Source organism: Ralstonia soli (assembly GCF_023955655.1).
Lineage (GTDB): Bacteria > Pseudomonadota > Gammaproteobacteria > Burkholderiales > Burkholderiaceae > Ralstonia > Ralstonia soli.
Map to the genome: position 1 here is coordinate 234,025 of NZ_JAMXHT010000009.1, position 24,442 is coordinate 258,466.

Annotated in this window: 25 protein-coding genes and 1 tRNA gene; 12 read left to right on the top strand and 14 right to left on the bottom strand. The window is 64.0% G+C overall.

The genetic code is table 11. The features are described from left to right. Window positions 1–79 precede the first annotated feature (79 nt). A complete protein-coding gene (gene ppx / locus NG900_RS23555; RefSeq protein ID WP_252684290.1) occupies window positions 80–1,618 on the top strand; it encodes an exopolyphosphatase in 1,539 nt (512 codons plus the stop codon). A gap of 82 nt (window positions 1,619–1,700) precedes the next feature. On the opposite strand, the gene NG900_RS23560 is transcribed toward ppx, so the two are convergent. The 5 genes from NG900_RS23560 to NG900_RS23580 all read right to left on the bottom strand — a co-directional run bounded on the left by NG900_RS23560 (window position 1,701) and on the right by NG900_RS23580 (window position 4,748). Continuing rightward, a complete protein-coding gene (locus NG900_RS23560) occupies window positions 1,701–2,534 on the bottom strand; it encodes a GNAT family N-acetyltransferase (protein WP_252684292.1) in 834 nt (277 codons plus the stop codon). 128 nt (window positions 2,535–2,662) lie between these two features. Further along, entirely contained in the window at window positions 2,663–3,136 is a 474-nt protein-coding gene (gene sixA / locus NG900_RS23565) for a phosphohistidine phosphatase SixA (protein ID WP_252684294.1), read from the bottom strand. Between the two features lie 130 nt (window positions 3,137–3,266). Continuing rightward, window positions 3,267–3,343 (bottom strand) — tRNA-Pro (locus tag NG900_RS23570). A 35-nt stretch (window positions 3,344–3,378) separates the two neighbouring features. Beyond that, window positions 3,379–4,200, bottom strand: a complete 822-nt coding sequence (locus tag NG900_RS23575) for a sulfite exporter TauE/SafE family protein (RefSeq protein WP_252684353.1) — start codon at window positions 4,198–4,200, stop codon at window positions 3,379–3,381. Between the two features lie 179 nt (window positions 4,201–4,379). Next, window positions 4,380–4,748, bottom strand: coding sequence for an ArsR/SmtB family transcription factor (locus NG900_RS23580; RefSeq protein WP_252684296.1), 369 nt, complete (start codon window positions 4,746–4,748; stop codon window positions 4,380–4,382). Between the two features lie 92 nt (window positions 4,749–4,840). Here NG900_RS23580 and NG900_RS23585 point away from each other — a divergent pair, with 92 nt between their 5' ends. After that, window positions 4,841–5,701 carry an MBL fold metallo-hydrolase gene (locus NG900_RS23585; protein WP_252684298.1) on the top strand — a complete coding sequence of 287 codons (861 nt, stop codon included), beginning with the start codon at window positions 4,841–4,843 and terminating at the stop codon, window positions 5,699–5,701. Here NG900_RS23585 and NG900_RS23590 read toward each other — a convergent pair. Further along, window positions 5,688–6,602, bottom strand: a complete 915-nt coding sequence (locus NG900_RS23590) for a LysR family transcriptional regulator ArgP (RefSeq protein WP_252684300.1) — start codon at window positions 6,600–6,602, stop codon at window positions 5,688–5,690. The two genes, NG900_RS23585 and NG900_RS23590, sit on opposite strands and share 14 nt — an antisense overlap. Before the next feature lie 74 nt (window positions 6,603–6,676). Here NG900_RS23590 and NG900_RS23595 point away from each other — a divergent pair, with 74 nt between their 5' ends. Then, window positions 6,677–7,318, top strand: a complete 642-nt coding sequence (locus NG900_RS23595; RefSeq protein ID WP_252684302.1) for a LysE/ArgO family amino acid transporter — start codon at window positions 6,677–6,679, stop codon at window positions 7,316–7,318. Between the two features lie 28 nt (window positions 7,319–7,346). On the opposite strand, the gene NG900_RS23600 is transcribed toward NG900_RS23595, so the two are convergent. Then, on the bottom strand, window positions 7,347–7,580 hold the full coding sequence (locus tag NG900_RS23600; RefSeq protein ID WP_252684304.1) for a hypothetical protein: 234 nt from the start codon (window positions 7,578–7,580) through the stop codon (window positions 7,347–7,349). 327 nt (window positions 7,581–7,907) lie between these two features. On the opposite strand from NG900_RS23600, the gene NG900_RS23605 reads away from it, so the two are divergent. Both NG900_RS23605 and NG900_RS23610 read left to right on the top strand, forming a co-directional pair. Further along, entirely contained in the window at window positions 7,908–8,345 is a 438-nt protein-coding gene (locus NG900_RS23605) for a CBS domain-containing protein (protein WP_252684306.1), read from the top strand. Window positions 8,346–8,456: 111 nt separating this feature from the next. Further along, window positions 8,457–9,290: an aldo/keto reductase gene (locus NG900_RS23610; protein ID WP_252684307.1), complete on the top strand. Its 834-nt coding sequence runs from the start codon at window positions 8,457–8,459 to the stop codon at window positions 9,288–9,290. Between the two features lie 12 nt (window positions 9,291–9,302). Here NG900_RS23610 and NG900_RS23615 read toward each other — a convergent pair whose 3' ends face one another. From NG900_RS23615 to NG900_RS23635, 5 genes are all read right to left on the bottom strand, one after another. Beyond that, window positions 9,303–9,719, bottom strand: a complete 417-nt coding sequence (locus NG900_RS23615; RefSeq protein WP_252684310.1) for a hypothetical protein — start codon at window positions 9,717–9,719, stop codon at window positions 9,303–9,305. 135 nt (window positions 9,720–9,854) lie between these two features. Beyond that, window positions 9,855–10,985 (bottom strand): 2-aminoethylphosphonate--pyruvate transaminase, encoded by a 1,131-nt coding sequence (locus NG900_RS23620; protein ID WP_252684311.1) that lies wholly within the window; start codon window positions 10,983–10,985, stop codon window positions 9,855–9,857. A 52-nt stretch (window positions 10,986–11,037) separates the two neighbouring features. Then, window positions 11,038–12,768, bottom strand: a complete 1,731-nt coding sequence (locus NG900_RS23625; protein ID WP_252684312.1) for a putative 2-aminoethylphosphonate ABC transporter permease subunit — start codon at window positions 12,766–12,768, stop codon at window positions 11,038–11,040. Further along, window positions 12,765–13,919, bottom strand: a complete 1,155-nt coding sequence (locus tag NG900_RS23630; protein ID WP_252684314.1) for a putative 2-aminoethylphosphonate ABC transporter ATP-binding protein — start codon at window positions 13,917–13,919, stop codon at window positions 12,765–12,767. Before NG900_RS23630 ends, NG900_RS23625 begins: the two co-directional genes overlap by 4 nt. A 64-nt stretch (window positions 13,920–13,983) precedes the next feature. After that, the gene (locus NG900_RS23635; RefSeq protein ID WP_252684316.1) at window positions 13,984–15,021 is read right to left on the bottom strand and encodes a putative 2-aminoethylphosphonate ABC transporter substrate-binding protein; all 1,038 of its coding nucleotides are present in this window, start codon (window positions 15,019–15,021) and stop codon (window positions 13,984–13,986) included. Window positions 15,022–15,230: 209 nt separating this feature from the next. Between NG900_RS23635 and NG900_RS23640 the strand changes: the two genes are divergently transcribed. The 4 genes from NG900_RS23640 to ald are packed head-to-tail and all read left to right on the top strand — an operon-like array spanning window position 15,231 to window position 19,810. Further along, a complete protein-coding gene (locus NG900_RS23640; protein ID WP_252684318.1) occupies window positions 15,231–15,917 on the top strand; it encodes a phosphonate utilization associated transcriptional regulator in 687 nt (228 codons plus the stop codon). Window positions 15,918–15,966: 49 nt separating this feature from the next. Beyond that, window positions 15,967–17,193: a phosphonoacetate hydrolase gene (gene phnA, locus NG900_RS23645; protein ID WP_252684320.1), complete on the top strand. Its 1,227-nt coding sequence runs from the start codon at window positions 15,967–15,969 to the stop codon at window positions 17,191–17,193. A 19-nt stretch (window positions 17,194–17,212) separates the two neighbouring features. Continuing rightward, the gene (gene phnY / locus NG900_RS23650; protein ID WP_252684322.1) at window positions 17,213–18,655 is read left to right on the top strand and encodes a phosphonoacetaldehyde dehydrogenase; all 1,443 of its coding nucleotides are present in this window, start codon (window positions 17,213–17,215) and stop codon (window positions 18,653–18,655) included. A gap of 36 nt (window positions 18,656–18,691) precedes the next feature. Next, window positions 18,692–19,810 carry an alanine dehydrogenase gene (gene ald / locus NG900_RS23655; protein ID WP_252684324.1) on the top strand — a complete coding sequence of 373 codons (1,119 nt, stop codon included), beginning with the start codon at window positions 18,692–18,694 and terminating at the stop codon, window positions 19,808–19,810. A gap of 99 nt (window positions 19,811–19,909) precedes the next feature. On the opposite strand, the gene NG900_RS23660 is transcribed toward ald, so the two are convergent. Then, a complete protein-coding gene (locus NG900_RS23660) occupies window positions 19,910–21,301 on the bottom strand; it encodes an FAD-dependent oxidoreductase (protein WP_252684326.1) in 1,392 nt (463 codons plus the stop codon). A 140-nt stretch (window positions 21,302–21,441) separates the two neighbouring features. Here NG900_RS23660 and NG900_RS23665 point away from each other — a divergent pair, with 140 nt between their 5' ends. The 3 genes from NG900_RS23665 (at window position 21,442) to NG900_RS23675 (ending at window position 23,442) form a co-directional block, all read left to right on the top strand. Then, window positions 21,442–22,308, top strand: coding sequence for a LysR substrate-binding domain-containing protein (locus NG900_RS23665; protein ID WP_252684328.1), 867 nt, complete (start codon window positions 21,442–21,444; stop codon window positions 22,306–22,308). Between the two features lie 140 nt (window positions 22,309–22,448). Continuing rightward, on the top strand, window positions 22,449–22,772 hold the full coding sequence (locus NG900_RS23670) for a hypothetical protein (RefSeq protein WP_252684330.1): 324 nt from the start codon (window positions 22,449–22,451) through the stop codon (window positions 22,770–22,772). Between the two features lie 106 nt (window positions 22,773–22,878). Beyond that, window positions 22,879–23,442 carry a hypothetical protein gene (locus NG900_RS23675; protein ID WP_252684332.1) on the top strand — a complete coding sequence of 188 codons (564 nt, stop codon included), beginning with the start codon at window positions 22,879–22,881 and terminating at the stop codon, window positions 23,440–23,442. A 742-nt stretch (window positions 23,443–24,184) separates the two neighbouring features. Here the strand turns inward: NG900_RS23675 and NG900_RS26650 are convergent. Continuing rightward, window positions 24,185–24,313: a hypothetical protein gene (locus tag NG900_RS26650; protein ID WP_289813952.1), complete on the bottom strand. Its 129-nt coding sequence runs from the start codon at window positions 24,311–24,313 to the stop codon at window positions 24,185–24,187. Between the last annotated feature and the right edge of the window lie 129 nt (window positions 24,314–24,442).

Sequence of the window (24,442 nt, forward strand, 5' to 3'; positions counted from 1 at the left end):
ATAGAGACATATTTTGTTGCGCAATGTTTAGAACGACAATAGTCGGCGTTCTGATTCTGCTCCTCACCCGTTCCCATTCATGAGTCCCACCCCCCGTCTGCTGGCCGCTGTCGATATGGGCTCCAACAGCTTCCGGCTGATGATCGGCCGCGTTGACGAGACCATCGGTGCCAATGGCACCAGCAGTACCCAGATCTTCCAAGTCGATGCGCTGCGTGAGCCCGTGCGGTTGGCTGCCGGCTTGACGCAAGATAAATACCTCGATCAACCCGCGCGCCGGCGCGGTGTCGACGCGCTGCGCCGCTTCGGGGATCGCCTGCGCGACTTTGCCCCTGAGCACGTGCGCGCCGTCGCCACCAACACGTTGCGTGTGGCCAAGAACGCGCAGGATTTCCTGATCGAGGCCGAGGCTGCGCTTGGCTTTCCGATCGAAGTGATAGCGGGCCGTGAAGAGGCTCGCCTGATCTATCTTGGGGCATCGCATGACGCGCCGGCGTGCCAGGGCAACCGGCTCGTTGTCGACATCGGCGGTGGCTCGACCGAGTTCATCATCGGCAACGGCTACAAGCCCAAGCTGATGGAGTCACTCTATATCGGCTGCGTGTCGCACAGCCGCCATTTCTTCCCCAACGGCAACGTCGACGAATACGCGATGAAGCAGGCCGAGCTGGCGGCGCGTCGCGAGATTCAGGTGCTGGTGTCGCAATATCGTACGGCGGGCTGGAACCAGGCGGTGGGCTCGTCAGGTACCGCGCGTGCGCTGGCTGAGCTGATCGAGCTCAATGGCTTTAACGACAAGAGCACCGAGCACGGCATCACGCGCGAAGGTCTGGAGCGCCTCAAGCGCGCGCTCGTCAAGGCCGAGAACACCAACCGCCTGAAGTTGAGTGGGCTGAAGCCAGACCGCATTCCGGTGCTGCCAGGCGGGTTGTCGATCATGCTGGGCGTGTTTGCCGAACTCGATGTCGATCGCATGGACGTGACCGACGGTGCCTTGCGCCTGGGTGTGCTGTATGACCTGCTGGGCCGCTCGCATCACGAAGACATGCGCACGGTGACGATCGAGCAGTTCATGCGCCGCTACAACGTGGACCGCGCGCAGGCGAACCGCGTGCGCGATGCCGCCACGGCGCTGCTCTCGCAGTTTCCCGATCCGCCCGATGAGCGGCGTGAAGACAATCTCGCGCTGTTGGGCTGGGCCGCCAATCTGCACGAGATCGGCATGAGCATCTCGCACAGCGGGTATCACAAGCACTCGGCGTACATCGCCAGCCATGCCGACATGCCGGGCTTTTCCAAGACCGATCAGGCGCGCCTGGCGACACTGCTGCTGGGGCACGCCGGCAAGCTAGGCAAGCTCTCGGGCGGCGGCAAATTCCTGGATTGGCGGATGCTGTTCAGCCTGCGCCTGGCGTTCGTGCTGTGCCGCCGTCGCGGCGCGATTCAATTGCCGAGCCTGCGCGTGCGCCACAGCGAGGGCGAGCTCAACGAGGGCGGTTTCGAGGTGGAACTGCCCAAGAGCTGGATCGAGCAGAACCCGCTGGTGGAATACAGCCTGATGAAGGAAGCCGATGAGTGGCAGCGCATCGGCCGCCGCTACAAGGTGGTGTACGTGTAAGGCGGTTCGCCGCACACAAGATAAAACGGCCCGGAGTGATCCGGGCCGTTTGCTTTGGTGCCGTGCTGCGTGTGCTGTGTCGTCAGCCGCGCAGGAAGTGCCGTGCGTAGCGCGGGTTGATGTCTGACAGGCGCAGCAGCGTAAGGAAGTCGGCAACGTTGAAGTCAGGATCCCAGGCCGGCGCGCCGCAGATGCGGGCACCCAGGCGCAGATAACCCTTCACCAACGCTGGCGGCTCGACTTCGAGATTCTGGTTCAGCTCTTCGACCGGCAGTGCGACGCGCGGGAAGGCGTGGTATTCGATCGGGGCCAGCGAGCCATCGTCGACGAAGCTGCGATACAGGCTTGCGGCAAAGTGGCCGCCGTCGCCCATCGACACGCTGGCGCAGCCGAGCATCGATTCGAAGCCATAGCGCTGCATATATTCGCCGAGGCCTGCCCACAGCGCCATGATGACGCTGCCCGAACGGTAGTCGCGGTGCACGCACGAGCGGCCCAGTTCGACCATCTTCGGGCGAAGGTGCGCCAGGCGCACGAGGTCGAATTCGGATTCGGAATACAGGCAGCCGATCTGCTTGGCTGCGTCCGGGCGCAGCACGCGGTAGGTGCCGACCACGCGCAGGGTCTTCTGATCGCGCACGATCAGGTGATCGCACACGGCGTCGAACATGTCGACATCCAGTTCGGTGTGGGCCGAGGGCAGGCGGGCACCCATTTCCTCGGCGAAGACTTTGTAGCGCAGGCGCTGGGCCTCGGTCACTTCATCCTGGTGGCGCGCCCACGAAACGGCCAGAACAGGCTTGTCACGCGTCGGAACAGCGTCGGGTGAGCGAGGAAGGCCCCTCCGAGCGTTGCCCAGGTTCAGGCTCGGCAGTGCGTCGATCAACGGCTGGGTGGGCGTCGGCAGGTCTCGCATTCGTGCATCCCCAAGTGTGGAATTTGAGGCGATTCTAGTGACGATGCGTGACAGATCAGCGACAAAAGCGTGTCAATCGTGACTGTTGCGTGAATTTTGCGTGGCGATACCGTGACAGGCGCGTTGTGTCACGCGAGATCGGGGTTGACCACCGCGCGCAGCACCGTCTGCGCTTCGTCTTCGCGCATACGGCGGCAGAGCCACCATACGCCGGCTTTTTTCACGCTCCAGTCCATCTCCACCCCTGCGATGAGCAGGCTTGCAAGGCGGCCGAGCCACGGCTGATGACCGACCAGCAGCAGGTTCGCGTTCGACGGCCAATCGAGCGCATCGAGGATCTCGCTGACATCGGCCCCGGGTGCCAGTGCCGGCAGCGTCTGAACATGCCGGGTGAGCGCGCGCGCGGTCTGCTGGGTGCGCACGGCAGGGCTGGCCAGCACGAGCGTATCTTCCGGCAGGCGAGGGCGCAGCCAGTCGGCCATTTTTTCGGCTTGCTTGTGGCCGCGCTTGGTCAGTTCACGCTGGAGATCGGTGTTGCGCTGAATGCGCAGCGATGCAGCCACGTCTTCAGCTTCGGCGTGGCGCCAGAGAATGAGGTTCATGGAGGATGGTCAAGCGGTGCGTCAATGCTGTCGTTATAGCACCGCCAGATGACGCCATCTGCCGCCTCAAAAACAAAAGCGGCTTACGTGGATCACGCAAGCCGCTTTTGTTGTCCTGCCAATTCAATTCTGGTCGGAGCGGAGAGATTCGAACTCCCGACCCACTGGTCCCAAACCAGTTGCGCTACCAGGCTGCGCTACGCTCCGAAGCCTGCGATTCTACCGCCTTTGCAACAATCCGGTCAAATCAGTGCGCGGAAGATCATCCCGAGTGCCACCATCGTCGCAAACGCCGCGAAACCTTGCTGCAGGGCAGGCCCCGCCAGATGCTTCGCAAAGCGCCGGCCGACCAGCATGCCGGTCAGTGCGCCCGCCGCGAACGGCAGCGCGATCTGCCACTCGACATGCCCGCCGATGGCCGAGGCAACCACACCGCCGGTCGAGACCAGTGCAATCACCGCCAGGGACGTGGCGACGATGGTCTGCATCGGCAGATCGGTCGCGCGGCGCAGGGCCGGAACGATAACAAAACCGCCGCCCACGCCCAGAAGCCCCGAGAGGAACCCTGCGCCCAACCCAGACGCCGCCAATGCCCGCGCGCACGGCAGCGTCCAGGCCAGCTTGGCCGTGGTGGTGTCGAGATGGCAGGGTGGTGCTGCGCGCCGCGGCTGCGATTCGGCCAGGGGCACAGCACGCGCTTGCCGGAACATGCGGACCGCCACATAGGCGAGCACCCCTGCAAACAGCACGGTGAGCGGTGTGTTCGGCACGCGGTGCGCCGCCCAGATGCCGAACGGCGACATCACCACGCCGCATAGCGCCATCAGCCCGGCCGCCTTGTAGCGGACCCGGCCTTCGCGAAGCCCGAGCACCGCGCCCAGCCCGGCCGACAGGCCGACCGCCAGCAGCGCAATTGGAGCGGCTTGCGGTACCGACAGATGCAGCCCGAAGATCAGCAGTGGCACCGCGACAATGGCCCCGCCCGCGCCCGTCAGCGCCAAGATGAGCCCAACCACCGAGCCCAGCGCGGCGCTGATCACCCAACTCGCTTCCACTGGTGGCATGTTCAACGCCCAGTCCATGCGGTCGTGGTAGCGGGCCGCGCCGGCCACACGTGGCGCTCGAGCGCCTCGCAATCAAGCTGGGGGGCACAAACGGTCAGGGAAGGGGCTTTGTGGTGCATGCGATTTCAGTTGGGCGGCCGGGCATTCACGGCCTGTGCTGCAATGTGGGGTGGGCGGTGTTACCGGACCGACTTCAACACCTTGCCGCAGTAAAGCGCGGAAAGCGTTTGCATGATCTGGATGACCTCGAAGCTGGCGAGCCGGTAATAGATGTACTTGCCTTCGCGCCGGGTGGTGACGAGGCCTTCGTCACGCAGCACGCCGAGTTGCTGCGACAGGCTCGGCTGATGCAGGCCCACCAGCGTTTCCAGCTCGCCCACGTTGCGCTCGCCTTGCGTGAGCTGGCAGAGCAGCAGCAGGCGGTCTTCATGCGCCATGGCCTTGAGCACGGCGCACGCTTGCGAGGCCGAGGCGCGCAGCATGGAAATGGCCGCCTCGGGCAGCGGAACAACCTCGGGATCAGTGGTCAGGTCAGTCGAATCAGTCATTGGAATGCGGTGTTGAGGTCCGTTTGCGCTATTGGCAGACAGAATATCTGACGATATTCTATAAAAATATAGATTGTTCGCCAAAGCCCGTTATGCACGCCCAGATCGAATCCTTCTTCGACCCCGACACCTGCACGATGACCTATGTGATTCATGCGGGGCCCGGCACGCACTGTGCCGTGGTGGACTCGGTGCTCGACTACGACCCGAAATCGGGCCGCACGACAACCCACTCGGCGGATCGGGTTGCCGCGTTCATCGAAGCGCAGGACTTGCACGTCGAATGGCTGTTGGAAACACACGCGCATGCCGATCACCTCTCGGCGGCGCCGTACCTGCGCGGGCGCTTCGGCGGGCGCATCGCCATTGGCGAGCGCATTCGTGTGGTGCAGGGCGTGTTCAAGCCGATCTTCAACCTGGAGCCGTCGTTCCAGCTCGATGGCTCGCAGTTTGACCACCTGTTTGCGGCGGACGAGGTGTTCCGTATCGGCGAGCTGGAAGCGCGCGCGCTGGCCGTGCCGGGCCACACGCCAGCCGATATGGCGTATCAGGTGGGCGATGCCGTATTTGTGGGCGACACGCTCTTCATGCCGGACGTTGGCACGGCGCGGTGCGATTTTCCGGGCGGCGATGCGGGCACGCTGTACCAGTCGATCCGCCGCCTGCTGGACCTGCCGCCCGACACCCGGCTCTATATGTGCCACGACTATCCGCCCGCGGGCCGTGAAGCCCTGAGCCATACCACGGTGGCCGAGCAGCGCCGCGCCAACATCCACGTCCGCGATGGCGTAACCGAGGCCGAGTTCGTGCAGATGCGCACCCAGCGCGATGCCACGCTGTCCATGCCGACGCTGATGCTGCCGTCTATCCAGGTCAACATCCGCGCGGGCGAGATGCCGCCGGCCGAGCCAAACGGCGTGCAATACCTCAAGATCCCCCTCAACCTGCTGTAGCCGCTGATGGCGCGAGCAGTGCGGCGCGCGCGGCGGCCAGCACTTCGCGGCTGAGATCATCGAGCAGCGCGGATGCCGCGCGCGCATGCTGCCAGTGCAGCGGCACGTCCAGCGGCGTGTCAGGCACCAGTTCAACCAGCGAGCCGTCTGCAAGATGCTGCGCGATCAGCGCATGCGAATGCAGACCCCAGCCCATGCCAGCCACAGCCGCCGTCACAAACGCCTGCGACGACGGCAACAGGTGGCGGGGCAGCTCGACATGCCGATGACACAGGCGCCGCGCCCAGCGGGCCTGCAATTCATCCTTGGTGTTGAAGACGAGGCAGGGTGCCTGCGCGAGCGTGCCCGCGCCAACGCCGTCCGCAAAATGCCGTGCCATGAACGCCGGGCTGGCCGCGGCGACGTACCGCATCGACCCCAGCGGGCGGCTGTTGCAGCCCGTCGCCGGGCGCGCGGTGGCGGTCACGGCGGCCAGCACGGCGCCGCTGCGCAGCCACTCGCTGGTGTGGTCTTGGTCGTCCACGGCCACTTCCATCAACACGGGGTGATCCGCTGCGAATGCGGCAATGGCCGGCGCCAGCCATGTCGCCAGGCTGTCGGCGTTGACGGCGATCGGCAGCGCAACGCGCGCCACGCCTTCGGGCGCGAGCGCGGGCAGCGCGCCCTGCAATTCCTGTTCGAGCAGCCGGACACGGTCGACATGCTGACAAAGCCGTCGGCCGGTTTCCGTAGGGCGGCACGGTTGGTCGCGCACCACCAGCGCGCAGCCCACGCGTTCTTCCAGCAGCCGGATGCGCTGCGAAACGGCCGAAGGCGTGACGTGCAATGCGCGTGCGGCACGATCGAAGCTGCCTTCGCGGATGACGGCGGCCAATGCAGTCAGGGCGGAATAGTCGAGCACGTCAGTTAGCCAAACTGAATTGAATGAAGGAGAGATAGTTTGTCTTCATCACGGCGTGCCGGCAAGCTGCGCGCATGACGACACCACTCGCAACTTCCTCTTCCGTATTCCTTCAAGGCCTTGCGCTGAGCTTGGGGCTGATCGTGGCCATTGGCGCGCAGAATGCCTTTGTGCTGCGTCAAGGCCTGCGCCGTGAACACGTGGGCAGCGTGGTGCTGTTCTGCGCGATGGCGGATGCGTTGCTGATCTCGGCGGGGGTGCTCGGCATGGCCCAGGCGTTGGGCGAGCGCCCGAGCCTGGCGCGATTCCTGGCGTTGGCCGGTGCGGCGTTCCTGTTGCTGTACGGCTGGCAGGCGCTGTGGCGCGCGAGGCATTCGAATCAGTTGGAAGCGTCCGCAGGCGGGAATGGCATCAGCCGACGTTCGGCGCTGGCGCAGGCGGCGGCCTTTACGCTGCTCAATCCGCACGTGTATCTGGACACAGTGTTGCTGGTAGGCAGCATTGGTGCGCAGCAGGCGGCTGCGTTGCGGGGCTGGTTTGTGGCGGGTGCGAGTGCGGCCAGCCTGTGCTGGTTTGTGGCGCTGGGGTTTGGCGCGCGCTGGCTCGCGCCCTGGTTTGCCCGCCCGCGGGCGTGGCAAGTGCTCGACGGGCTGATCGGCGTGACGATGCTGGTGCTCTCTGCACTCTTGCTCCGCCACGCGTTGACGGGGCTGTGAGGTTGCTCGCTTTGCCAGCCTTGGTGTGTCACCGCGCGGCGGCTAGCCCCGCTCTTCCTCCGCGCACACGGATCACCCCCAGCGACTTCAGCAACGCCTGGCCCTGAAGCGTGACACGCGGCTCGCTCACACCGGCGCCGGAGCATTCCAGCGTGATGAGTTGAAGTGCCAGCAGCGTTTCGACATCGAGCGTGTCGAGATCGCGCGGCTGCGAGTTGCCACACACCAGAACCAGCGTCGCAATTTCGTGGGGGCTCAGCATCGTTGTCTCCAGCTTTTTTGTGTGTATCGATTGGCCATTTCGTGGGGGGAATTGCCTTTGTACAAACCGCGCGTAAGCGCTACTACGTCCCTCTGGCGTGGCGCGCCGGTTGCCGTGCCGCCGGCTGCGCTCGGGCGATTCCGGACACGCTTTTTCCGGCCCTGGAGCCGTGCTTGAAGCCCGTCGCGCGGGGGAGGTCGCAATTGGCATGCCTGTAACGTGTGGCGGGCATGCACAGGTACGCGCTGTGCTGCCTTTAACGGTGTCTCGGGGCGCGAACGCGCCAGCGCTCCGGGCGTTGACCCAGGCGGCGCTTGAGGAGGTTCCATGCAAGTTCGAGAAGCGATGACGCAAGACGTGAAGGTGGTCAAACCGGATCAGACCATCCGCGACGCCGCGCAGTTGATGTCCGAATGCGACATCGGTGCGGTGCCGGTTCGCGATGGCGATCGGTTGGTGGGCATGGTGACCGACCGTGACATCGCCGTGCGTGCGGTCGCCGAAGGGCGAGGCCCGGACACCCGCATCGGCGATGTGATGTCGAAGGAGGTGATGTACTGCTACGACGATGAAGACCTGGACCATGTGACGCACAACATGGGCAACATTCAGGTGCGGCGGCTGCCGGTGGTGAGCCGCGACAAGCGCCTGGTGGGCATTGTGTCCATCGGCGACATTGCGGGGTGCGGCAATGCGAAGAAAACCGGGCAGGCGATGGGCGGTATCTCGGCTCGCGGCGGTAGCCACTCGCAGACGGCGCACTGATGGCGTCGGTGCGTTGACGGGGTATTTTCTGACCGGATCGGCGCAGCCTTACCGCCGCGCCGCGTCTCTTGTAGATTCATGTTTCGTTCTCTCACCACTGGAAAGCGAGACATGAAACAAGTCACTTTGCCTGACGGCGAGCGTGTCCCTGCGCTCGGCATGGGCACATGGAACATGGGCGACGACCGCGCCACGCGCGCCGAAGAACTCGCCACACTGCGCCTGGGCCTCGATCTGGGTTTGCGCCTGATCGATACCGCCGAGATGTACGGCGAAGGCCTGTCCGAGCAGTTGATCGGCGAGGCCATCGCAGGCCGCCGTGACGAGGTCTTTCTCGTCAGCAAGGTCTATCCGCACAACGCCGGTTATCACGATATCGCGCAGGCGTGCGAGCGCAGCCTGCGCCGGCTTGGCACCGATCGGCTAGACCTGTATCTGCTGCACTGGCGCGGCGGCGTGCCGCTCGAAGAGACGGTGGAAGGTCTGCAGGCCCTGCAGCGCGAAGGCAAGATCCGCCACTACGGCGTGAGCAATCTTGACCTGTCCGATATGGAAGAGCTGTGGAACGTGCCGGGCGGTAATGAGGTTGCCGTCAACCAGCTGTTGTACAACCTCAGCCGGCGCGGCATCGAGTGGGATCTGCTGCCCTGGTTGCAGGAGCGCCGCGTGCCGGTGATGGCCTATTCGCCCATCGAGCAGGCGCGGCTGGTCCGGCATCCGAAGCTGGTGCGCTTTGCGCAGGAATGCGGCATGACGCCGGCCCAGGTGGCGCTGGCCTGGCTGCTGGCGCGTGACGGCGTCATTGCCATTCCCAAGACCGGTCATCGTGAACGGCTGCGCGAGAACTTCGGCGCGCTGTCGCATACGCTGACGGCCGAGCAGCTTGCGACATTGGACAGCATTTTTCCGCCGCCCAAGGGCCCACACGCGTTGGAGATGCTATGAGCGGCTGAGCCCTCAGCGGGACTTGGCCACGTAGCGTGCGTGGTCGACGTAGCCCATCAGGTAGACGCGCGCTTTTTCTCGGGTGTCCTTGGTGACGCGATCGGAAGCCTTGCGCGCGCCGGAGGGCGACATCTCGGCGCTCAGGTAATCGCGGAAGCCGTCGTGCATGGTGGTGAGTTCGCCTTCGCAGGCGTTCAGCGCGGTCGAGACGACGGCTTTCGTTTGCGTGTTGCCCGGCACGCCGTCATCGGCATGACGCTGGACGCAATCCATGTACTTGGCGCGCAGTGCCTGCCAACCGCTGCCGGCGTTGGCGGTATCTGCAGCGTTGGCAGTGCTGCTGGAATCGGCGGGCTGCTGCGGATGCGAGGCGCATGCACCCAGCAAGGCGAGCAGGACGAGGGACGGGCAGATGAGGGCTTTTTTCATGGCATGGACTGTACTGCACGCCCTCATCACCTGCGGCCGCGGAAGTCGACCATGGCTCACGCCATTAACAATTGGAAACGAAAAAATCTGCAGGAGACCACACCCCGGCGGGGCGTGGTCCCAAGGGCAGGGCGATCAAGCCACCGTTGCGGTTCTGCCCAGTTGCACACCCATCGACGTCAGTGCCTCGCGGATCGCTGCCACCGCGCCGGGAATGCCGGCCTCGCCAAAGTGGCCGATGCAGCCGATGCGGAAGGTTTCGATCTGCGTGAGCTTGCCCGGGTAGATGATGTAGCCGCGGCGCTTCACCTCCTGGTAGAAGGTCTTGAAGTCGTAGTTCGGATCATCCGGAGCGTGGAAGGTGACGATGATCGGCGCCTGGACGGCGTGGTCGAGGAACGTGTTCAAGCCCAGCTCCGCCATGCCGTCGATCAGCGCCTGACAGTTGCGCGCATAGCGGCCGCCGCGCGCAGCGAGCCCGCCTTCTTCCCAGTACTGCTGCAGCGCCGTGTCCAGTGCCACCACCACGTGCGTAGGCGGGGTGAAGCGCCACTGCGTGGTCTTGCGCATGTAGACCCATTGGTCGTAAAGATCCATCGCCAGCGAGTGGCTGTTGCCCGCGCACTGTTCCAACACGGTGCGGCGCGCGATGACGAAGCCCATGCCCGGCACACCTTCCAGGCATTTGCCCGAAGCGGCGATCAGCGCATCAAACGGCGTGGTGCGCGCGTCGATCTCGATGGCACCGAATGAGCTCATCGCATCGATGATCAGGCCGCGGCCATGGCGTGCCACCACCTGTGCGATCTCGTCGAGCGGGTTGAGCACGCCGGTGCCGGTCTCGCAATGCACCAGTGCCACGTGGGTGATCGAGGGGTCTTCCTTGAGCAGCCGGTCGATGTCGGCCGCGCGGATCTGCTCGCTTTCCGTGTACTCGTAAGTGGACAGGCGGCGGTTCAGGTAGCCGCAGATCTTGGCGATGCGCTGGCAGTAGGCGCCGTTGATCGGCACCAGCACGTGGCCATCGCGCGGCACCAGCGTGCCGATGGCCGCCTCGACCGAGAAAGTGCCGCTGCCCTGTAGGGGAACGCACTCGTGCGTGGCTTCGCCGTGCACGATGCGCAGGATCTGCTCGCGCAGGCGCCCGGTGATCTGGTTGAAATCACTGTCCCACGAACCCCAGTCGCGCAGCATGGCTTCTTTGGTGCGCGCCGAGGTGGTCAGCGGGCCCGGGGTGAGCAGGATCGGGTCGGACGGCGTGGTCATTGTGGTCTCCTTGTAAGCGTGCGCTTGCGATGATTGGGTCGGGAATGTCGGGTCAGGAACGGCGCAGGCTGCGCCACGCCTGGGTGCGCTTGAGCAGCACCCGGGTGAACAGCGCGTAGGCGATGCAGATCAGCGTCGAGGTGATCACGATCAGGCAGGCCAGTGCCGCGGCCGGGCCGATCTGGCCGGCTTCGTCCAGATGCATGATGGCGACCGAGGCGACGATGGTGTCCGGCGTGTAGAGAAAGATCACGCAGGACAGCGTCGCCATCGACACCACGAAGTAGTAGCGCGCGATGTCGAGCACCGCCGGCAGGCACACCGGCAGCGTCACGCGCACGAAGGTCTTGTAGAACGGCACCTTGAGCGAGGCCGACACGGCTTCGAACTCGTTGTCGATCTGCTTGAGCGCGGTGACGGCGGTCAGGTGGCTCGACGTGTAGTAGTGCACGATGGTCGAGACGATGACGATGGTCATCGTCTGGTACAGCCAGCCCAGCGGGTTGCCCGGCATGTTGAAGAACACCACGTAGCCCAGGCCCAGCACCAGCCCCGGCACCGCCATCGACAGCACGGCCAGGAAGTGCATGGTGGAGCGCAGCAGGCCGATGTTGCGCGTCTTCTCGCTCAGGTATGCACCGGCAAACACCATGAGCGAACCGGCCGTCGCAGTCACCGTCGCCAGGATCAGGCTGTTCGTGTAGGCGGCCGACATGTCGCTCTCCACCAGCACGAAAAGGTAGTGGTCAAGCGTGAAGCTCAGGTTGTACGGCCACAGCTTGATGACCGACGTGTAAAGCGCCATGCCGACCACGGCCAGCAGCAGCCCGGCGATCGTGATGCCGTACAGCGCGAGCAGCGTATCGGTCCACCGGTTCGGCTTGGGGGCGTAGGGCACCGAGCGTGCAGTGAGCTGTGCCTTGAGCTTGCGCCGCACCACGTTGTCCACGCCGAACGAAATCACGGACGGGATCAGCAGCAACAGGCCCACCACCGCACCCATCGAGAAGTTCTGCTGCCCGATCACCTGCTTGAACACGTCGATCGAGAGCACGTTGAAGTTGCCACCGATCACCTTGGGTGCGCCGAAGTCGGAGATCACGTAGGTGAACGACACCGTGCAGGCGCTGATGAGGCCGTATTTGCACGAGGGCAGCGTGATGGTGGTGAACTTGCGCCAGGCGCGGGTGCCGAGCGCGTCGGCCGCCTCGTACAGGCGGCCGTCTGCCAGCGACAGCGCCGTGGTCAGGATCATCAGCGCGTGCGGAAACGTGTTGTACACCTCGGCCAGGATCAGCCCCGGTACGCCGTAGATCGACGTATCGCCGAGCCAGCTTTTCAGCACGCCCTGGTTGCCGAACCACTGCACGAACGAGATGGCCGACAGCAGCGACGGCGCCAGCAGCGGAATCAGCGCGATGAGGCGCAGCGTTGCCTTGAGCGGCGTGGGAATGCAGCTGCGCGTCAGGGCGTAGGCGAACATGAAGGCAGCCGGCACCGAGATCAGCGCAACGCTGCAGGCAATGCCCACCGAGTGCAGCGCCGACCGCACCAGCGACGGCGTCTCGAGGTATTCCCGGAAGTGGATGAGCCCGACGAAATGGCCGTCCTGGTCCTGCACCGCGTTGACCAGGATGGCCCACAGTGGCGCCAGCAGAAAGACCAGCAGCAGGGCGACGACCGCGAGCAGCAGCGCGCGTGCGATGAGCGCCTCGCCGTGCAGCCGGGGCAGCACGGACGGCGTGGCCTTGGCCTCACGGTGGGGGCGGGTGAGTTCCATCATGCTGTGGCCCCTTGAGTGACCCCTTGTGTTGCCCCTTTGGCGGCGAAGGCGCGGATGCGGTTGGCGCGCAGCGCGATGTCGAGCATGCGGCCTTCGGCCAGGCTGTAGTCGTGCATCTGGTTGAGCGAGAAATACAGCTGGATCGGTTGGCCGCCGAGGACTTCGCTGCTGACTTCAGCCATGCACGAGCCGCCAAGAAACTCGATCTTGTCCACGCGCACGGTCAGCCGGTTGGGCGTGACGTCGTCGAGGTTTTCGGTCAGGCGGTCTTCGGGGCGCAGGTAGAGGTTGACCGCGCTGCCCGGTGCGAACTGGTTGTCGCAGCCCTCGCATTCCAGCTCGAGCGTGCCGACACGGAAACGCCGGTCGCCCAGTGCCTCGGCCTTCAGTACGTTCACCTTGCCGATGAAGTCGGCCACAAACGGCGTAGCGGGGCGCTCGTAGATCTCCTGCGGCGTGCCCACTTGCTCGATACGGCCCTGGTTCATGACAACGATGCGGTCGGCCATCGACAGCGCTTCTTCCTGATCGTGCGTCACCATGATGGTGGTGATGCCCACCTGCTGTTGCAGGCGGCGGATCTCGGTGCGCAGCCGGATGCGCTCCAGCGCATCGAGCGCGGACAGCGGTTCGTCCAGCAGCAACAGGCCCGGCTTGGTAGCCAGTGCGCGCGCCAGCGCCACACGCTGCTGCTGGCCGCCGGAGAGCTGGCTCGGGTATTTGCCGCCCGAGGTGGGCAGCCCGACCAGCTTGAGCAGTTCAGCGACGCGCGCGTTGATGTCTGCGCGGGCGACACGCCGGTTGGTGAGCCCGTAGGCCACGTTGTCGGCCACGGTCAGGTTGGGAAACAGCGCGTAGGACTGGAAGACGATGCCGTAGTCGCGCTTGCCCGGCGGTAGCCACGAGATGTCGCGACCGTTCTGATTCAACGCGCCGCTGGTCTGGTTTTCCAGCCCCGCGATAATGCGCAGCAGCGTGGTCTTGCCACAGCCCGACGGGCCCAGGAAGCACAGCATTTCGCCCTGATGCACCGTCAGGTCAATTTCATGGAGCGCGTGGAAACTGTCGAACTGTTTGCAGAGCGCGCGGACTTCCAGCGCGGGCGCACGTTGCATCTGTCGAGCAACGCTGTGGGGCGTGATGACATCCATGGTGGTCTCCTCATGGAAGAAGGGGAACGGGCGCTGTGCGATGCAGCGCCCGGCGACAGCAGGCTTACTTGGCGGCTGCCTTGCCTTCGTAGCGTTTGCTCCATTCGGCCAGGATGCGCGCGCGGTTCTCGGCGGCCCAGTCGAAGTTGTTCTTGGCGAGCAGCTTCTCAAGGTCGGGAGGAATGCCCTCAAGCGGTTTGGCCACGCCCGGGTAGGCCACCACCGCCCACCACTTGGAAGTGATCTCGTTGGCGTCGCGGCTGGCCATCCAATCGGCAAAGCGCTTGGCTTGTACCGGTTTCTTGGTGGCCTTCATCACGCCGGTGGCCTCGATATCCCAGCCCAGACCTTCCCTCGGGAAGATCAGGTCGACAGGTGCGCCGGATTTCTGCACCTGGTGTCCGCGGAATTCGAACGAGATGCCGATCGGGAACTCGCCGTTGCCGGCCTGTACGCAAGGCTTGGAGCCGGAGTGCACGTACTGGGCGATGTTCTTGTCCAGGGCATCCATGTACTTCCAGCCGTCTTTCTCGCCCCACATCTGCAGCCAGGCCGACACATCCAGGTAGCCGGTGCCGCTCGACGCGGGGTGCGGCATGGTGATCTTGCCCTTGTAGATCGGGTTGGCCAGGTCCTGCCAACTGGTCGGCTTGGGCAAGCCTTGCTTTTGCGCCTCGATCCGGTTGAAGCAGATGGCCGCAGACCACACGTCCATGCCCACCCAGCTCGGCGGCCGCGAGGTATCGGAATAGTTGGGATTGAGGCTGGCGAAGCCCTTTGGCTCGTACGGCTGCAGCAGGCCCTGTTGCTTGAGCAGAGCGAGACTGCTCGCGGCGAGGCCGGCCACCACGTCGGCCTGCGGGTTGGCCTTCTCGGCCAGTAGCTTGGCGGTGATCACGCCGGTGGAGTCGCGCACCCACTTGATCTCGATATCCGGGTTGGCCTTCTCGAAGCCGGTTTTGTAGAACTTCAGCGCGTCTTCTTCCAGCGCCGTGTACACCAGCAGCGGCGTTTTCTCCTGTGCGTGCAATGGGCCCGCAAGCACGGCACTCGCCGCAGCGGCCAACACAACGCAGGTCATGCGACTCCGAGATACGTTCATCTTTGTCTCCTTTGGTTTCGACCAACTGCAGAAAGCGGCTTTCTCGATCTATCCAAGGAGGTGTGCGCTGCGTTTCGTTGCAGAACCTCGGCGGACCGGCGAGTGTGCCTGTTACGATTTGTGTTTCAAAATGTAGAACGTCAACTGCGAACTGTCAACTGTCTTTCGTCAACTGAAAACTGTTGACAGTTTACGATCCACGCACTTAAATGGACGCCATGGGACCGAACAACGCTATCCAAATCCTTCTGTCGAGCTCCTTGCCGATGTATGTGCAGGAAGAAGTCGAACGCATGATCCTCACCGGCGGCCTGCGCCCGGGCGATCGCATCAATGAGAGCGAGTTGGCCGGCCGCTTCGGTACCAGCCGTGGGCCGATCCGCGAGGCCTGCCGCAAGCTCGAAGAGGCGGGGCTGCTGCGCAACGAGAAGAACCGCGGCGTGTTCGTGCGCGAGATCTCGGTCGAGGAAGCCGACGAGATCTACATGCTGCGCGAGGTGCTGGAAGAACTGGTCGGCCGCCGCGTGTGCGAACGCGCCACGCCCGAACTGATCGAGAAGCTCAACGCCATGGTCGACGCGATGGACCAGGCGGCAAACGACAAGAACGCCACGGAATACGCCCAGCTGAACCTGCAGTTCCACGACCTGCTGCTCGACGCAGCGGCCAGCCGCAAGCTGACCGAGACCTACCGCCGCCTGGTCAAGGAGCTGCACCTGTTCCGCATGCGCGCGCTGACGGAAGGCGGCGGATTGGACGTATCACCCGGCGAGCACCGCCACATCGTCGAGGTCATTGCCGGTGGCGACCCCGACAAGGCCGGTGCCGCACTGCGTGCGCACGTGGCGGACAGCCGAGCGCGAATGTTGAAGACCTTTGGACGCCAGCCCGAATAGGACAGCGCCCAAGGGTCCTGAGTAGCCAACCCTGACTGAGGTAACCCAAATGACGACAGAAACCCTTGTGGTAAATGGAAGAAGCTACCGCTGGATGGATGGCCCGGTGGTGGTGGTGTGTGTGGACGGCTGCGAGCCGGACTACCTGCGCGCAGCCACGGAAGCCGGCATTGCCCCGTTCCTGGCGCGCGCCATGAAGCAGGGCGCCAATCTGCTGGCCGACTGCATCGTGCCTTCTTTCACCAACCCCAATAATCTGTCGATCGTGACGGGCGCACCGCCCGCAGTGCATGGCATCTGCGGCAACTACTTCTTCGACCGCGAAGTCGGCGAGGAAGTGATGATGAACGACCCGAAATACCTGCGCGCAGGCACCGTGCTGGCGGCATTTGCAGACGCCGGCGCCAAAGTGGCGGTGGTCACCGCCAAGGACAAGCTGCGCAAGCTGCTCGGGCACAAGATGAAGGGCATCTGCTTCTCGTCCGAGAAGGCCGACCAGGCCACCGTGGCCGAGAACGGCATCGACCACGTGGTCGAGATGGTGGGCATGCCGGTGCCGTCGGTGTACAGCGCCGAGCTGTCTGAATTCGTGTTCGCCGCCGGCGTGAAGCTGATGGAGCGCGAACGGCCCGACCTGATGTACCTGTCCACCACCGACTACGTGCAGCACAAGGCCGCGCCGGGCAGCGCCGCCGCCAACGCCTTCTATCAGATGATGGACGGCTACCTTGCCAAGCTCGATGCGCTGGGCGCTACCATCGTGCTGACTGCCGACCACGGCATGAACGACAAGCACGACGAAGACGGCCAGCCGAACGTGATCTATCTGCAGGACGTGCTGGACGATTGGTACGGAAAGGACAAGGCGCGCGTGATCCTGCCGATCACCGATCCGTACGTAGTCCACCACGGCGCGCTCGGCTCGTTCGCCACCGTGTACGCGCCGACGCCGCAGGACGCCGCCCAGTGGATCGAGCGCATCGCCAAGCTCGAAGGCATGGAAACCGTGCTGTCGCGCGAAGAGGCGGCCGCCCGGTTTGAACTGCCGCCCGATCGCATCGGCGACATCGTCGCGGTGTCGGGCCGCAACGTGGTGATCGGGACCGCGCAGAGCCGGCACGATCTTTCCGCGCTCGACGTGCCGCTGCGCTCGCACGGTGGGGTGTCGGAGCAGCGCGTGCCGCTGATCAGCAACCGGCCGATGAAGGACATCGCCGCCAATCGCCGCCTGCGCAACTTTGACGCGCTCGACCTTGCCCTGAACCACGCTGCCTGATCCGCCGGAGGAGACCGCCATGAACTCACCTGCCCAGCCGCCACTGCGCACCGAGGCTTTGCGTATCGCCGGCGAAAAGATCTACCGCGATCGCGTGATCGAAGTCACCCACCCGTACACCGGCGAGTTGATCGCCACCGTGCCGAAGGCCACCGTCGACGATGTGCGGCGCGCCTTCCATATCGCGCGCAACTACCGCTCCACGCTCACTCGGCACGACCGCTACCGCATCCTCATGCGCGCCGGTGAGCTGATCGCGCAACGCCGTGACGAAATCGCGCACCTGATCACACTGGAGTCGGGCCTGTCCCTCAAAGACACCCAGTACGAAGTGGGCCGCGCTTCCGACGTGCTGCTGTTTGCCGCCAACCAGGCGCTGGTGGACGACGGCCAGGTCTTTTCGTGCGACCTCACCCCGCACGGCAAGAGCCGCAAGGTCTACACGTTGAAGGAGCCGCTGCTCGGTGCGATCTCCGCTATCACGCCGTTCAACCACCCGCTCAACCAGGTGATACACAAGGTGGCGCCGGCGGTGGCCACCAACAACCGCATCGTGCTCAAGCCGAGCGAGAAGACGCCGCTGGCGGCCTTTGCGCTCGCCGACATCCTCTACGAAGCCGGCTTGCCGCCCGAGATGCTATCGGTGATCACCGGCGACCCGCGCGAGATCGCCGACGAAATGCTGACCAACGACGACATCGATCTGGTCACGTTCACCGGCGGCGTGGCGATCGGCAAACACATCGCCGCACGCGCCGTGTACAAGCGCCAGGTGCTGGAACTGGGCGGCAATGATCCGATCATCGTGATGGACGATGCCGACCTGGAAGAAGCCGCGACCCTGGCGGCGAGCGGGTCGTACAAGAACTCGGGCCAGCGCTGCACCGCCATCAAGCGCATGCTGGTGCAGGAGTCGGTGGCCGACCGCTTTGTTGAACTCCTGCTGGAGAAGACGCGCGCGGTCAAATACGGCGATCCGTTCGACCCCGCCACCGACATGGGCACCGTCATCGACGAGGCCGCCGCCATGCACTTCGAGCGCGTGGTGAATGACGCCGTGAAAGCGGGCGCCGACCTGCTGTACGGCAACGAGCGCCGCGGCGCGCTGTATTCGCCCACCGTGCTCGACAACGTGCGCCCCGAGATGGAAGTGGTACGGCTGGAGACCTTCGGCCCCGTGTCGCCGGTGATCCGTTTCAAGACCATCGACGAGGCGATCCGCATTTCCAACGGCACGGCCTATGGTTTGTCGTCGGCCGTCTGCACCAACCGGCTCGACCACATCACCCGCTTCATCCGCGAGCTCAACGTCGGCAGCGTCAACGTGCGTGAGGTGCCGGGTTACCGCCTGGAAGTGACGCCGTTCGGCGGCATCAAGGATTCGGGCCTCGGCTACAAGGAAGGTGTGCAGGAAGCCATGAAGAGCTTCACCAACACCAAGACCTACTCGCTGCCCTGGTAAGCGCGCAGCCAATCCAAACGCTGGGAGACATGCAACATGAAGATCGGCGTACCCAAGGAAATCAAGAATCATGAGTACCGCGTCGGCCTGACGCCGGCATCGGTGCGGGAGCTGGTGGCACATGGTCATCAGGTGCAAGTGCAAACGCTGGCCGGCGCAGGCATCGGTGCGTCCGACGCGGACTATGCCGCCGCTGGGGCGCAGGTGGTGGACGGCGCGGCGCAGGTGTTCGCCTGGGCCGACATGATCGTCAAGGTGAAAGAGCCGCAGGCCGCCGAGCGCGCCATGCTGCGCGAAGGGCAGATTCTCTACACCTATCTGCACCTGGCGCCCGACCCGGAACAGTGCGCCGACCTGGTGAAGAGCGGTGCCGTCTGCATTGCCTACGAGACTGTGACGCAGGCCGGCGGCGGGCTGCCGCTGCTCGCGCCGATGTCCGAAGTGGCGGGGCGCATGTCGGTGCAGGCCGGTGCGCATTGCCTGGAGAAGGCGCAGGGCGGTCTCGGCGTGCTGCTTGGCGGCGTGCCGGGCGTGGCGCCGGCCAAGATCGTCATCCTCGGTGCCGGCGTGGTGGGCAGCAATGCCGCGCAGATTGCCGTCGGCACGGGCGCGCACGTGGTGGTGATCGATCGCAGCCTCGACGCCCTGCGCCGCATGGAGCGCCTGCTCGGCTCGCGCGTGACCACGGTGTTCTCCAACCGTGACAACGTCGAACGCCACGTGCTCGAGGCCGATCTGGTGATCGGCGGTGTGCTGATTCCCGGCGCGGCCGCCCCCAAGCTGGTGACGAAGGCGCTGGTCGACAACATGAAAGCCGGTTCGGTGATCGTCGACGTGGCCATCGACCAGGGCGGCTGCTGTGAAACGGCGCGGCCCACCACGCACGCGGACCCGACCTACCTTGTTGGCAACGTGGTGCACTACTGCGTCGCCAACATGCCCGGCGCGGTGCCGCGCACGTCCACCTACGCGCTCAACAACGCCACGCTGCCATTTGCGCTCGACATCGCCAATAAGGGATGGAGGCGCGCGCTGGCCGACAACCCGCACCTCGCGCGCGGGCTGAACGTGGCCTTGGGTGCCGTAACCTGCCGTGAAGTGGCCGACGCGTTGGGCTACACCTGGCAGGACCCGTCTGCTCTGCTGACGCATTGATCCCGTGGGTGACGAAGCCTCCGGCGTTGCCGATGCCGGAGGCGCGCGATCACTACGGCTGTGTTGTCGGTTTCACCGCCTTCGGGCGGTTTTTTTCTGCTAGCCCTTGTCCGCCTTGCCCGCCGCTGCGGCGTACTTGGACAGATGCACATCCAGGCGACGCGGAGGGCGGCCATGGTCTTCGGCGCGCTCCTTGCGGCGGATGGCATTGCGCACCAGCAGCGAGCCCACGTAGCGGATCGGCTCCGGCGGGAAGTGGCCAAGCGGCCCTTTGACCAGCGGCGAGCGCGTCCAGGCATTGTCTTGCCCCAGCACGAGCGACGACAAAATCTGCCCGCCCATATGGCACGGCCCCACGCCGCTGCCCGAATAGCCGAAACCATAGAAGACGTTGTCGCCTTGCCCCAGCCTGCCGAAGAAGGGCAGACCGGTGACCGAGCGATCGGATGGGCCGTTCCAACTGGCGGCAATCCCGACGTCGGCAAACTCGGGGAAGAACTCGGCCAGCGTCTTGCGCAGCAGCGGACGGTAGGGCGAAGGCTGGTCGAACACCGGCAGGATGCGGCCCCCATAGGCAAAGGTATTGCCGCCTTTGCCCAGCATGATCCGGCCGTCCGGCGTGTTGTGGTAGTAGTGCACGAAGATGCGCGAGTCGAGCACCGTCACGCCGCTGGTCAGACCAATCCGCTGCAGCAGGTCGGGGCGCGGTTCTGTGATGATCATGTCGCTGGAAACAATCGCCACGGTGCGCTCGAACTGCGGAAACGCCCGCGCCATCCACGCGTTGATGGCCAGCACAACCCGATCCGCAGTGATGCGCCCCGACGGCGTTGACACCACGGCCGGCTTGCCTTGCTCCAGCGCAGTCATCGGCGTGCCTTCATACAGGCGCACCCCCAGCCCCAGCGCCACCCGGCGCAGGCCGCGCACCAGCTTGCCCGGCTGCACGCTGGCGGCCGCAGGCGAGAACCAGCCCTCGATGTGCCGTGTCGAGCCGGCCATGCGCTGCAGCTCAGGCAGCGGGCAACGCACGAAGGCGTTGATGCCGTTGCGCTCCAGTGCCGCAATCACCGCATCGGTGGAACCCACCTGCGCACGATTGGTGGCGGTGTAGAGGGTGCCGTCGAGACGGTATTCGGCATCCACGCCGTAGCGTTGGCAGAAATCCCCAATGGCGTAGATGCTCGCCTCCGAAGCCTGAACAAGGCGGACGGCCTCTTCCCGCCCGAACAGCCGTTCCAGGGTGAAGTACTTGGCCGACCACGACAGCGCACAGCCCCCGTTGCGGCCACTGGCACCCGCTCCGCAGATATCCGCTTCGATGACGACGACATCGAGTTGCGGGTTCTGCTCCTTGAGCATGATCGCCGTCCACAGCCCCGTGTAGCCGCCACCAACGATGCAGACATCCGCGCGCGTCTGCTGTTGCAGCGGGGCGCAGGGCGCTTCGGGATGGTCTTTGAGGGCCTGGTCGAGCCAGAAAGGTCTCATGGTGCGATCTCCGTGGCGCCTGGGTGTGGGCGCTGGTTGGTGTTGATGCGGCTTGCGGTCACCATCAAACCAATTTAGGGTGAATAAGAAAAATCGATTTTTCAGATGCACAAATAGGTTCAGCTTATTGAGGCCGCATCATGCAGATCTCGCATTCGCAGTTACGGGCTTTCCACGCAGTGGCAGAGGCCGGCAGCTTTACCCGGGCCGCCGAGGCGCTGTGCCTCTCCCAGCCGGCGGTTTCCGACCAGGTCCGCAAGCTGGAGGAGTACTACGGGGTCTCGGTCTTCCACCGGGACAAGCGCACCGTGCGGCTGACCGAGGTGGGCGAGCGATTGTTTGGCGTGACGCAACGCCTCTTCGACGTCAGCGCAGACGCGCACGAACTCCTCATGGACTATCACGGGCTCACCACCGGCAGCCTCGTGCTGGCGGTCGATGCCCCCGTGCATGTGCTGCCCTACGTTGCGCGGTTCTGCGCACGCTATCCCGGCATCAACGTCAGGATCGAGGCCGCCAACACCGACGAGGTGCTGCAGCGCCTGTTCAGCCACCGTGCCGATCTCGCGCTGCTCGGGCGCAGCATTGAAGACGAGCGCCTGCTCTCGCTGCCGCTGCGCAGCGATCCCATGGTGGCCTTCGTATCCAAAGACCACCCCTGGGCCACGCGCAAATCCATCCGGCTTGCAGATCTGGACGGCACGCCGCTCGTCTTGCGCGAGCAGGGCTCGGTCACGCGCCAGACGCTGGAGGAAGAAATGGCCGCAGCGGGCTTTGCCATCCGCAAGGCCATCGAAGTGGAAGGGCGCGAAGGCGCGATGGAAGCCGTCGCCTTCGGGATCGGTGTGGGGGTGATCTCCGCCGCAGAACTGGGCTTCGATTCGCGCCTGCGTGCCCTGCCGATCCGGGACTGTCGGCGTCATTTCACGGAGACGCTGGTGTGCTTGCGCGCGCAAAGCTCCCGGCGGGCTCTTGCGAGCTTTTTGGAGTTGGTTGGGGAAGGGTGAATGTGGTGCCAGTAAGATCAGGCGCGCAGGAAGACGATGCACAGGCTGTCCGCTATCGGCCAGGAGCGTCTATTCAACATCCGGTTGGGTCAATCGAACACCAACGCACAGCAGGCACCGTCCATTCAGTGAGAAGCCATATGACATTGAAGTCCGCAGGTTTCCTTGCCCTATTTGGCGCCTGCCTTATCGCCCATGCGGAAAGCGCGCCGTATCCCGAAGAGGTCAAAGCCTTCATTGCCGAACGTGACATATGCGATCACTTTCGCGGGGAGCCCTCCGAAGGAAACAGTCCGGACCAGGTTGAGCGGAGAGATTTCATTGTCGACAGCTTGGACATCTACTGCTCAGGGACGGACAAGCGCCTCGCGGCGCTCAAGCGCCTCGCGGCGCTCAAGCGACGGTACAAGAACAATCGCGCGGTCATGCAGCAACTCAATCAATACGAGACGCACATTGAATGAAAGTCGCGGCCGTCGGTCGATGAAGTGCCGGCCGTCCGCTTCCGGCCACGAGCAGTCATTCGGTAACATAAGGCTGCATCGGGTTCTGCTTGGGAGGCTGCGCCGTATGCTTTCAATCGATGAGATGGCTCGGCAGCACAACGTTTCCATATATCGCTTGCGAGCACTTGAGGTCGCGACTATTCCAGTCGAGTGCACCAAGCAAGTCGACGTGGGGTTCTACGCGAAAGAGAGGGCGCCACTGATAAACCCACTGTCCTTTCTGACGAAGGCAAAAATTCGCCCTGGTCTCTTCGCGTATGGCAAACAAGCACCCAGCCTTGTGCAAGCCGTCGCTGCCGACGGTGAACTGTGCAGTGCTCTGGATACGTTGCTCACGAACTACGCGTGGGCAATCGAATGGAATGACGGGTCCCTGCGAGCGCGCGTGAACCTCTTGGAGGCTACGATTGACGGCGACTCGACTGGGGGCGAACGGTTTTTGTCCAATCTTGAAATTGTTGCCAGACGCCTCGGTGACATCAGCAATGGACGCAGTCAGGTAGTGGCAGACCTTTCACCAGTGGCATTCGGCCCAACTTGGTTCCGCAACCGGGAAATGTTCGGAGGACTCGTGGTTGGGCTGGCTATTGTCGTCCTGCTCTTCTTCGTTATTGGCCGTGTTCGCTAGTTGCTAGTGTGCGCACCGCCTTCACCCGGCCGGAGGCTGCTCTCCAGATGTGCTTCTGCAATTTACTCAGCGAACACATATGACCAGATGGATTTTTTTCGTTGCTTTGCTGGGTGCACTCGGGGCCTGCACTGTCTCACCAGCAACAGCGCCCTCTGACCCATACACTGCTGAGGTGGCAGCAATGGTCAATAGTGTTAGTGGGCTGAGGTCCCTGGCAGATTACCGTCAACTAAGCGGTATCGTTGGGGCTCGAATAGATGGCAGTCGGAGATACAAGCCGAGCAGCGGTATATCGGTGCAGGAAATGACATTCACTGCCGATACCAACACTTTTGATTGGGGGCGTAGCGCATATAAGAGTACCCACGTCGAAGCGGAGCGAGCAACTCGAACTGTATTCAAGCTACCCCTCAAAAAAAGCGGTGCTTGCATCGACCTAGCGAGCATCCGCTCTCACATCGCTCTCAGGGAAGAGAGAACCTGGCAGGACTACGATGCACCTGGTTTTAGCGTTATGTTCTTTTCGCCTACTAGTTCACTGAAGTCGGGACTCTACTTCATGGACGGAAAGTGCCTCAGTGAAATCGGGTTCTCTCAAGAGGAGCCCAAGGATTGAGAGGAGGCGGACATCGACGGTGTCTGCTGTCGGCCAGAAGCAGTCGGCCAGTATTAGTGAAGTCCCATCAACGAAAAAGCCGCCTAAGGGCGGCTTTTTCTATTCATGACGGCAACTGGAAGCTCACTCCGCCGGTGTCCCTTCCTCCTTCTTCCTCACGCCATTGCGGCTAAACCGCGACGACAGCGACTTGCGTGCCATGTCCAGGCCTTCGCCCTTGCCGGCACGCTTGAGGAAGGCATATCCGTCCAAGGGTAAGCGTGGAGTGATGGCCGTCTTGCTTTAGCATTTGATCTTCTGACACGAGGATCGACTGCATGCCGCTGGAGCCGCTTTACGTTACGAACCGGGTCGTTGCCATCATCCTGCCCAAGGCGCCGT

Bases quoted from the DNA above. Each gene is read 5' to 3' on its own strand.
- ppx (WP_252684290.1), top strand. From the start codon at position 80: ATGAGTCCCACCCCCCGTCTGCTGGCCGCTGTCGATATGGGCTCCAAC.
- NG900_RS23560 (WP_252684292.1), bottom strand. From the start codon at position 2,534: ATGCGAGACCTGCCGACGCCCACCCAGCCGTTGATCGACGCACTGCCG.
- sixA (WP_252684294.1), bottom strand. From the start codon at position 3,136: ATGAACCTCATTCTCTGGCGCCACGCCGAAGCTGAAGACGTGGCTGCA.
- NG900_RS23575 (WP_252684353.1), bottom strand. From the start codon at position 4,200: ATGCCACCAGTGGAAGCGAGTTGGGTGATCAGCGCCGCGCTGGGCTCG.
- NG900_RS23580 (WP_252684296.1), bottom strand. From the start codon at position 4,748: ATGACTGATTCGACTGACCTGACCACTGATCCCGAGGTTGTTCCGCTG.
- NG900_RS23585 (WP_252684298.1), top strand. From the start codon at position 4,841: ATGCACGCCCAGATCGAATCCTTCTTCGACCCCGACACCTGCACGATG.
- NG900_RS23595 (WP_252684302.1), top strand. From the start codon at position 6,677: ATGACGACACCACTCGCAACTTCCTCTTCCGTATTCCTTCAAGGCCTT.
- NG900_RS23600 (WP_252684304.1), bottom strand. From the start codon at position 7,580: ATGCTGAGCCCCCACGAAATTGCGACGCTGGTTCTGGTGTGTGGCAAC.
- NG900_RS23605 (WP_252684306.1), top strand. From the start codon at position 7,908: ATGCAAGTTCGAGAAGCGATGACGCAAGACGTGAAGGTGGTCAAACCG.
- NG900_RS23610 (WP_252684307.1), top strand. From the start codon at position 8,457: ATGAAACAAGTCACTTTGCCTGACGGCGAGCGTGTCCCTGCGCTCGGC.
- NG900_RS23615 (WP_252684310.1), bottom strand. From the start codon at position 9,719: ATGAAAAAAGCCCTCATCTGCCCGTCCCTCGTCCTGCTCGCCTTGCTG.
- NG900_RS23620 (WP_252684311.1), bottom strand. From the start codon at position 10,985: ATGACCACGCCGTCCGACCCGATCCTGCTCACCCCGGGCCCGCTGACC.
- NG900_RS23625 (WP_252684312.1), bottom strand. From the start codon at position 12,768: ATGATGGAACTCACCCGCCCCCACCGTGAGGCCAAGGCCACGCCGTCC.
- NG900_RS23630 (WP_252684314.1), bottom strand. From the start codon at position 13,919: ATGGATGTCATCACGCCCCACAGCGTTGCTCGACAGATGCAACGTGCG.
- NG900_RS23635 (WP_252684316.1), bottom strand. From the start codon at position 15,021: ATGAACGTATCTCGGAGTCGCATGACCTGCGTTGTGTTGGCCGCTGCG.
- NG900_RS23640 (WP_252684318.1), top strand. From the start codon at position 15,231: ATGGACGCCATGGGACCGAACAACGCTATCCAAATCCTTCTGTCGAGC.
- phnA (WP_252684320.1), top strand. From the start codon at position 15,967: ATGACGACAGAAACCCTTGTGGTAAATGGAAGAAGCTACCGCTGGATG.
- phnY (WP_252684322.1), top strand. From the start codon at position 17,213: ATGAACTCACCTGCCCAGCCGCCACTGCGCACCGAGGCTTTGCGTATC.
- ald (WP_252684324.1), top strand. From the start codon at position 18,692: ATGAAGATCGGCGTACCCAAGGAAATCAAGAATCATGAGTACCGCGTC.
- NG900_RS23660 (WP_252684326.1), bottom strand. From the start codon at position 21,301: ATGAGACCTTTCTGGCTCGACCAGGCCCTCAAAGACCATCCCGAAGCG.
- NG900_RS23665 (WP_252684328.1), top strand. From the start codon at position 21,442: ATGCAGATCTCGCATTCGCAGTTACGGGCTTTCCACGCAGTGGCAGAG.
- NG900_RS23670 (WP_252684330.1), top strand. From the start codon at position 22,449: ATGACATTGAAGTCCGCAGGTTTCCTTGCCCTATTTGGCGCCTGCCTT.
- NG900_RS23675 (WP_252684332.1), top strand. From the start codon at position 22,879: ATGCTTTCAATCGATGAGATGGCTCGGCAGCACAACGTTTCCATATAT.